Genomic DNA, 8,219 nt, shown 5'->3' with positions numbered 1-8,219 from the left:
GGCCCCCGCCGTACGGCGGGGGCCCTTCACTCGTACGGCGGATCAGCCGCCGTAGCCCTCGGTGTGGTGCTCGGCGCCGCCACCGGAGGCGTTGACGCAGGTGTTGCCGAACGCCGGGTTCAGCAGGGCGATCACGTTGACGGTGTTACCGCAGACGTTGACCGGGACGTGCACCGGGACCTGGAGCAGGTTGCCCGACAGGACACCGGGGGAGCCGACCGCCGCACCGTGCGCTCCGGCATCGGCGACGGCCAGACCCGCGCCGGCGGCCACGGCGCTACCGGCGACAGCGGTGATGGCGAATGCCTTCGCGATACGCGACATCAAGATCTCCTCGTGAGATATGGGGGGCGCCACAGAATCTGCGGCATTTGACATGGCATACAACGCAGCGATGGCCCAAGGGTCACGGCCGCTGCGCCTACCTGGTGACGGGAAACCGGATCGACGCGAAGTAGGGCCGCACCTGGGTGACCGCGCCGGGCCGCAGCACCTCGACCACCGGGCCGGCGCAGCCCGGGTCCCGGTAGAGGGTCGCGGTGCCGCGCGTCGCGTTGGTGACCGCCCGGAGGCCGCCGCCCTCCGCCTCGACGCAGCCGCGCGGGGCGACGAGGCCGTGTACCCGGTCGTCCTGGCCGACGTACTGGAAGTCCGGTCCCGGGGCCGCCCCGGCCGGGCCGGCGGCGAGTGCGGCGGCGGCCAGGAGCACGGCGGGCACCGACCCGGCCCGCAGGACGGTTCGCACGGTGTGGTGGATACGCAGGGTTCGCATGCCGGTCCAACCGGGCCGCGCCGGGGCACGGTCACGCCTTGTCACCCGTTGGACGGCTGTGCGACGGTGCCGGCACAGCACACGGGACTCGGGAGGACATGCGATGAGCGCGGCGGGCGGCCACGGCGAGTACAGCGGCGGCGGGCCCCGGGTCGGGACCCGGTACGGCGTGGTCGAGGGCCGGACCGACGGCGCGGGAACGGCCTCCTTCCGGGGCATCCCGTACGCCGCCCCGCCCGTCGGCGCCCTGCGCTTCGCCGCGCCCGCGCCCCCGGCGGCCTGGGACGGCGTACGGGATGCCGGGGCGTACGGCCCCACCGCGCCGAAGGTGCCCTACCCGGACGCGTTCGCGGCGCTGCTGCCCGACCCGGAGATCCCCGGGGACGACTGCCTGAACGTCAACGTCTGGACGCCGAGCCCCGCCCGCGGCGCCGGACTGCCCGTCATGGTGTGGATCCACGGCGGGGCGCTCACCCGGGGCTCGGCCGCGGTGCCGGTCTACGACGGCTCGGCCTTCGCCCGCGACGGCGTCGTGCTCGTCTCCTTCAACTACCGCCTCGGCGTCCTGGGCTACGGACTCTTCCCCGACGCCCCCGCCAACCGCGGCCTCCTGGACCAGATCGCCGCGCTGGAATGGGTCCGCGACAACATCGAGGCCTTCGGCGGAGATCCCGGCCGCGTCACCGTCTTCGGCGAGTCGGCCGGCGCCATCAGCGTCGGCGCGCTGCTCGCCGCACCCCGCGCCGAGGGGCTCTTCGCCCGGGCCGTCCTGCAGAGCGGCGCCCCGGAGGCGCTGCCCCGCGACCGGGTCCGGGCCGTGGTCCGGCGGATGGCCTCGCTGCTGCGGACACGGGCCACCGCCGAGGCCTTCACCGCCACACCCCTGCCGGACCTGCTCGCCGCCCAGGGCGCCGTGCTGCGCCGCTCGGGCCCGCTCCTCGGCGGGCCGGCCTTCGGGCTGGTCACCGACCCCGACACGCTCCCCGTCGACCCGCTCGACGCCCTGGCCGGCCCCGACCCCGCCTCCGGGGACGTACCGCTGCTGATGGGATGGACCGCCCAGGAGTACCGGCTCTGGCTCGCGCCCACCGGCGGGATGCGGCTGCTGGAGCGGCTGGGCCCGATGGCGGTGGCGCTGGCCCGGCGTCGCGGCGGCAAGGACCGGGCCGACGTACGGGCGCTGCGCGCGGCCCTGCCCGGGGCCGGACCGGCCGATCTCGCGGGGCAGTTGCTCACCGACCGGCTGCTGCGCGACCCGCTGCGGCGGCTGGCCGGGGCGCGCCGGTCGGCGCCGAGCCACCTGTACGAGTTCGGCTGGCCCTCCGGCGTCCCCGGGCTCGGCGCCTGCCACGCGCTGGAGCTGGGCTTCGTGTTCGACACTCTCGACGTGCCCGAGGCCACCTGGCTGGCGGGCCCGGACGCCCCGAAGGCGCTCGCCCGGGAGATGCACGGGGCGTGGGTGGCTTTCGCGGCCGGCGGTGACCCGGGGTGGGAGCCCTGGCGGCCCGGGGACCGGCCGAAGGCGTTCGGGGGACCGCCACCGGGGAGCCGGGGCGGGGACCCGGTGATGCGGGACCCGGCGGTGGGGGACACGGTCGTGGGGGACTCGCCGGTAGGCGCGCCGGACGCTACTCGACAGGTCCTTCCATGACGTCGCTGATGAACTGGATCGGCCCCTCACCCATGGCGGGGACGTAGGTCTTCGCGTTGTGCCGGCCACCCTTGATGATCTTGAGGTCGGTGTGGACCGGGCCCTTGCCGCCGAAGGCGGCGATGAACCTCTCCACGTCCGGCAGGGTCTTCTTGTTGTTCTCGCTGTCGCCGACCTGGAAGGCGAGGTACACGTCGGGGCCCTTGCGGTCGATGAGCTGCTGTGCCAGCAGCTCGGGGTTGTTCTCGGCCTTCTCCTTGTCGTGCCCCTTCCACAGCGGCGAGTCCGGGACGATGTCCGGACCGGAGGCGATCACCGCCTTGAACCGGTCGGGGTGCTTCAGCACGGCCTTCAGGCCGGCGAACCCACCGGTGGAGGAGCCCATGAACGCCCATCCGTCACGCGACTTCACGGTGCGGAAGTTCGCCTTCACCAGGTCGGGCACGTCCTCGGTGAGCCAGGTCCCCATCTTGGGCTGGCCGGGTATGTCGGAGCCGTCCCAGTAGACGCCCTTGTCGTCGGGGCCCGGGTTGAGTACCGGCATGGCCAGGATGAAGGGTTTGCTCCTGCCCTGGGCGTACCACGTGCTGATGCTCGTCTGGAGGCCGAGGTCGGTGCCCATCCAGTAGTTGTTCGGGAAGCCGGCGCCGCCCGGCAGGGCGATCATGACGGGGAAGCCGCTCCTGGCGAACTTCGGGTCGTTGTACTCCTTGGGCGCCCAGACCCACACCTTGCCCTTGAAGCCGGACTTCCTGCCGTCCAGTGTGGTGACGGCGACGTGCGTCCCGTCGGGCAGGGTCATCGAGTTCTTGAACTCGGCTGCCGGGCCCGTCGGCATCAGCATCCTGGAGCCCGCCCGCTGCCCGTCCCCGGAACCGGGCTCGCCGGTGCCCCCGGCGGCCGGCCCGAACGACACGGCGGCGCCCTTGTCGGTGAAGGGGGGTATCTCGAAGTGGTCCAGCACGAGGGCGGCCGTACCGGCGAGCGCGAGGACGGAGGCGCCCGCGATCACCCACCGCCGGACCCGCGACCCGCGTCGCGCCCGGGGTTCTGGCGGCCGCTGTCCTTCCGGCCGGTACGGCTGGTACTGCTGCCCGTCGGGTGCGTACGACATGTGCGGGTGGCTCTCCGTCTTCGCGTCTTCTGCGTCTTACGGTCCCGAGGATGAGCGCACGGATGTCCGGGTTCCGCGTTTTTACAACTCTTGGGACGGTCCGGGGGAGCTGATTGCCCAGCCGGTCGCCCGACGCCCGCCGCGACCGCGGCCCCGCCCCGGGCTCCTGGGGAGGGCCGGGGCGGGGGCCGCAGCGGGACCGTCGCGTCGTTCAGGCGGGGACCAGGGTCTTGCGGCGCCGTTTGCGCTGCGCCGCGGCGGACAGCCGCAGTTCGATGACCGACCGCACGGCCGGCCACTCCTCGTCGAGGACCGAGTAGAAGGCCGTACTGCGCACCGCGCCGTCGAGCCCCCGGGAATGGGCCCGGCGCACCCCTTCGGAGGTGAAGCCGAGACGTTCCAGCGCGGCCCGCGAGCGGCCGTTGCGGGCGTCCGCTCGCAGGGAGACGCGCCGCACTCCCCAGGTCTCGAAGGCGTGCCGCAGCATGAGCAGCTTCGCCTCGGTGTTGATCCCGGTGCCCTGGGCGCCCGGGGACAGCCAGGTGTTGCCGATCTCGGCGGCGTCGGGGACCGCGGTCGCCGGGTCACCGAACGGGACGCCGGGCACGGCGGGCCACACCAGGGGCCCCTGCCAGTAGTCGAGTTCCAGGAACCGGGTCGAGCCCACGACCCGCCCGTCCGCGGCTCTGACCACCGCGAACGGAAGCGATCGCCCGGCCGCCTGATCGGCGAGGGCGCGGTCGATGTACTCGTGGGACGCCTGCACGCCGTGGGGCACGGGAGTGAAGGCGTACGTCGTACGGTCCTCGGCCCCAGCAAGGGCAAGGGCCTCGGTGTGGTGGGGGGCGAGGGGCTCAAGCCGCACGCTGCGGCCGGCGAGGAGTACGGGTACGGGCACGGAGCCTTCGGTCCTTCTGGGCGGTGGGGTGGTTGCACAGTCTGCGTTTCTGACGTCGCCCCCCGTGCAAAACACGAGTGAAAGGCAACAGGCGGTCAGGTGAACGCGGGTGGCTCAATGTAGCCCCTTACCGTGGTCCCATGAACCCCCTCGCAGGCAACGGCGCGACAGAGTTTTTCGACGACTCCGGCCCCCGTGACGGAGCACCCGTCATCCTGATCCACGGACATCCGTTCAATCGCACCATGTGGGCTCCCCAGACGGCCGCGCTGACCGCCGCGGGCTACCGCGTTATCGCGCCTGACCTGCGCGGATACGGGCAGAACCCGGCGGAGCCGGGCACGGTCCCGCTCGCCGCCCTCGCGGACGACACCGCCGCTCTGCTCGGCCGGCTGGGCATCGGTCGGGCGGTGTTCGGCGGCGTGTCCATGGGGGGCCAGATCGCCATGGAGATGCGGTTGCGCCACCCGGGTCTGGTACGGGCCCTGGTGCTCTCCGACACCTCGCCGCTGCCGGAGACCGAGGACGGCAGGAAGCGGCGGCGCGAGCTCGCCGACCGGCTGCTCGCGGAAGGCATGCGGCCCTACGCCGAAGAGGTGATCGGCAAGATGCTGGCCCCCTACAACGTCACCGGTATGCCGGAGGCCGCGGCACGGATCAGCGCCATGATGTGCGCGACCGACCCCCAGGGCGCGGCCGCCGCCCTGAGGGGGCGCGCCGAGCGCCCCGACTACCGCCCCGTGCTCGCGGCCACGACCGAGCCCTGCCTGGTCGTGGTGGGCGCCGACGACGTCTACACCCCCGTCGCCGAGGCCGAGGCCTTGCACGCGCTGATGCCGCACTCGGTGCTCGCGGTGATCGAGCGGGCCGGCCACCTGCCGGGAGTGGAGCAGCCGGAGGCCTTCAACGCGGCGCTCCTGGAGTTCCTCGCCGGACTGTGAGGAGTGGGCGCGGAGGGGTCGCGGACGGCGCCTGCGACACATGTGCGGTGCCCGGCTCCACCCGAGTGGCCGACCGCACCCCACCGGCCGGCCGGCCGCGCGACCGGCCTGAGACCATCTCCGGCATGGACTTCGCCCAAGAGAGCGCCACGGACGACGTGCTGCGCCGCCTCGCCTCCGTCGGCCCCTTCTTCGCCGTGCCGTACGGGAAGGAGCCGCCCGGCCCGGGCTTTCGACCGCTGGCCGCGCTGTACGGGGAGCGGCTCGACCCGTACGTGGCCGAGGTGGGCCGGCGCACCCGCAGCGGGCCGGGGCGGGTGGCCGCCTCGACGGCGCAGCTCGGCATCGCCTCGCGGCTGTGGTCGCTGGGGCTGGGCTGCGCCGCGCTGGCCGGGCGGGTGCCGGACCTGGGCGCCGACCGGGTGTGGTGGCGGCTGCCGGACGCCGGGTCGCTGGAGCTCTGGCTGCCCGAGCCGGTCTGGCTGCCGGCCGGGGCGCTGGGGGAGAACGTCCTCGGGAACCTGGCCGTGCTCGACACCGCCCTGCGCGGGCGGTTCGGGGTCTCGCCGCGGGTGCTGCGCGGCAATGCCGCGTCGGGACTGGTCGGGGCGTTGCGGGTGCTGATCGACCGGGTGCCTGCGGGCGCCGCGGTGGCGTTGACCGCGGACCTGCTGGCCGACGGGGGCGCTCTGGCCGGCGCCGGCACCTTCGTCCACGAGGAGGGACTCGGAGTGGCCTTCGTGCGCAACAGCTGCTGCCTCTATTACCGGGTGCCCGGCGGCGGCTACTGCGGGGACTGCGTACTGCGCACCCGACAGCGCGACGGCGCGACGGCCCGCTGACGCGACGGCCCGCTGACGCGATGGCGTGACGGCGGGACGGCGGGATGAGGTGCGGGCGCGGCGATGGCGGCGCGCGGACATGACGACGCCGCCGCGCCCCGGCGTTCGGCCCGGGCACGGCGGCGTCCCCCACGCTAGAAGGTGAGGTTCCAGGCGTCGATCCGGCCGGTGTCGCCACCGGCGTTGTCGTTCACGCGGAGCTTCCACGTGCCGTTCGCGACCTCCGAGGAGGCGTTGACCGTGTACGTCTGGTTGATGTTGTCCGTGCTGCCGCCGGACCGGTTGTGCACCGTGTACACGGAGCCGTCCGGGGCGACCAGGTCGACCTTCAGGTCACCGATGTAGGTGTGCACGACGGTCACGCCGACCTTGAGGGTGGCCGGGGCGTTGCCGGTCACCCCGGTGACGGTGATCGGGCTCTCCACGGTGCTGTTGTCGCCGATGGCGAAGTCACCGGGGTTCTGGAAGAACTTGCCGGGCGGCGGCGTGGCGCCGACCGCCTTGAGGGCGTCGACCTGGCCCTCGCCGAAGAACGCGTTCTTCGCGGTGGTGCCGGTGCAGCGGCCGTCCGACGGGCAGGCGATGTCGGTGGCCTGGGTGGCCAGCTTCTCGCGGATCTGCGCCGGCGTGATGCCCGGGTTGGTGCTGGCCAGGAGCGCCGCGACGCCCGCGACGTGCGGGGAGGCCATCGAGGTGCCGCTCATGCTGCCGTACTTGCCGCCGGGCAGCGTGCTGTAGATGCCCACGGCGTCGCCGCCCGGGGCCGCCACGTCGATCACGTCGCGGCCGAAGTTGGAGTACGAGGCCTTGGCGGTGGCGCTGCCCATCGAGGAGACCGTCACGACGCCCGGGAGCTCGGTCGGGATGTCGATGCACGCGTTGGTGATGGTGCGGGTGACCGGCGTCGAGTCGTTCGGGCTCTCGGAGTCCGTCGTCTTGTTGGCGAGGTCGTAGTTGGAGTTGCCCGCCGCGGCGACCTGGAGCGAGCCCTTGCCCTCCGCGTACTCCTGCGCGCGCCGGGTGCCCTCGATGATGGCGGCCTGGTCGAGGTTGTCCGGGCAGTTGAACTGCCACGGGTCCGTGTAGTAGCTGTTGTTGGTGACCTTGAAGCCGTGGTCACCCGCCCACATGAACCCGCAGATGGTGTTCTCGGCGAAGAAGAGCGAGGAGCCGGGCTCGGCGATGCGCACCGAGGAGATCTTCACACCCGGGGCGACGCCGATGACGCCCTTGCCGTTCTTGGCCGCCGCGACCGTACCGGCCACGTGCGTGCCGTGGGTGCCGACGTCGCGCCACGCCCCGGCGCGGGTGTCCGCCTTGCCGTAGGCGCAGGAGGCGGAGTCCGCCGCGTTGAAGTTCGGCGCGAGGTCCTGGTGCTGGTCGTCCACACCGGTGTCGAGGATGCCCACCTTGACGGTGGCGGAGCCGGTGGTGACGGCCCAGGCCTGGTCCGCCTTGATCTGGCTCATGTCGGCGCGGACCGGCTCGCCCGAACCGGTGGCGGACTGCGCCGGGTTCGCGGGGAGAGCAGGGTTGTAGGCGTCCGCCGGCACGTCCGAGGTGCGGGTCGCGCCCACCTTCTGCACGCCGCTGACGCCGCGCATCGTGGCGGCGAACGTGCCCGAGGTGGAGTGGGCGACTACCACGCCGATGGCGTCGTAGTGGGCGAACACCGAGCCGCCGTTGGCGGTCACGGCGCTGCGCACCGCGGTGCTGTCACCGGGAGCGGTGATCACCAGGTAGGCGCGGGTGCCGGCAGCCCAGGTCGCACTCTGGGAAGTCGGCGCCGCGGCGAAGGCCTTGGCGGGCGCGGAGGGAGAGACCGGAGCGGTCCCGGCGAGCGCCGCCGGAGCCCCGAGGACGAGTGCTGCGCCGAGCGTGGCGGCCAGCACGAGGGTACGTCGAGGTCGGCTGGATATGTGGGGTATCAATGCGTCCTCCGAAGACCCGGTGGTGCACGCGGCACCCGCCGGGTCGTACGAAACAAGTGGTGGACGCAAG

Annotated in this window: 8 protein-coding genes; 3 read left to right on the top strand and 5 right to left on the bottom strand. The window is 73.3% G+C overall.

The features are described 5' to 3' along the window. Nucleotides 1-42 precede the first annotated feature (42 nt). The gene (locus ACFWUQ_RS06305; protein WP_384533573.1) at nt 43-324 is read right to left on the bottom strand and encodes a chaplin; all 282 of its coding nucleotides are present in this window, start codon (nt 322-324) and stop codon (nt 43-45) included. 97 nt (nt 325-421) lie between these two features. Beyond that, nucleotides 422-772 (bottom strand): hypothetical protein, encoded by a 351-nt coding sequence (locus ACFWUQ_RS06300; protein ID WP_384533570.1) that lies wholly within the window; start codon nt 770-772, stop codon nt 422-424. Between the two features lie 103 nt (nt 773-875). Between ACFWUQ_RS06300 and ACFWUQ_RS06295 the strand changes: the two genes are divergently transcribed. Further along, nucleotides 876-2,423, top strand: a complete 1,548-nt coding sequence (locus tag ACFWUQ_RS06295; protein WP_384533568.1) for a carboxylesterase/lipase family protein — start codon at nt 876-878, stop codon at nt 2,421-2,423. Here ACFWUQ_RS06295 and ACFWUQ_RS06290 read toward each other — a convergent pair. After that, nucleotides 2,401-3,537 (bottom strand): alpha/beta hydrolase, encoded by a 1,137-nt coding sequence (locus tag ACFWUQ_RS06290; protein ID WP_384533565.1) that lies wholly within the window; start codon nt 3,535-3,537, stop codon nt 2,401-2,403. The two genes, ACFWUQ_RS06295 and ACFWUQ_RS06290, sit on opposite strands and share 23 nt — an antisense overlap. A 211-nt stretch (nt 3,538-3,748) precedes the next feature. Then, nucleotides 3,749-4,435, bottom strand: a complete 687-nt coding sequence (locus ACFWUQ_RS06285) for a GNAT family N-acetyltransferase (RefSeq protein WP_384533563.1) — start codon at nt 4,433-4,435, stop codon at nt 3,749-3,751. A gap of 140 nt (nt 4,436-4,575) precedes the next feature. Here ACFWUQ_RS06285 and ACFWUQ_RS06280 point away from each other — a divergent pair, with 140 nt between their 5' ends. Together ACFWUQ_RS06280 and ACFWUQ_RS06275 are read left to right on the top strand one after the other, a co-directional pair. Then, the gene (locus ACFWUQ_RS06280) at nt 4,576-5,376 is read left to right on the top strand and encodes an alpha/beta fold hydrolase (protein WP_384533561.1); all 801 of its coding nucleotides are present in this window, start codon (nt 4,576-4,578) and stop codon (nt 5,374-5,376) included. 125 nt (nt 5,377-5,501) lie between these two features. Continuing rightward, nucleotides 5,502-6,218 (top strand): (2Fe-2S)-binding protein, encoded by a 717-nt coding sequence (locus ACFWUQ_RS06275; protein ID WP_384533558.1) that lies wholly within the window; start codon nt 5,502-5,504, stop codon nt 6,216-6,218. 134 nt (nt 6,219-6,352) lie between these two features. On the opposite strand, the gene ACFWUQ_RS06270 is transcribed toward ACFWUQ_RS06275, so the two are convergent. Beyond that, nucleotides 6,353-8,110 carry a S8 family serine peptidase gene (locus ACFWUQ_RS06270; RefSeq protein ID WP_384533556.1) on the bottom strand — a complete coding sequence of 586 codons (1,758 nt, stop codon included), beginning with the start codon at nt 8,108-8,110 and terminating at the stop codon, nt 6,353-6,355. Nucleotides 8,111-8,219: the final 109 nt, after the last annotated feature.

This window comes from Streptomyces sp. NPDC058662, assembly GCF_042716255.1.
Lineage (GTDB): Bacteria > Actinomycetota > Actinomycetes > Streptomycetales > Streptomycetaceae > Streptomyces.
This window is presented reverse-complemented; position numbering and strand designations above follow the sequence as displayed.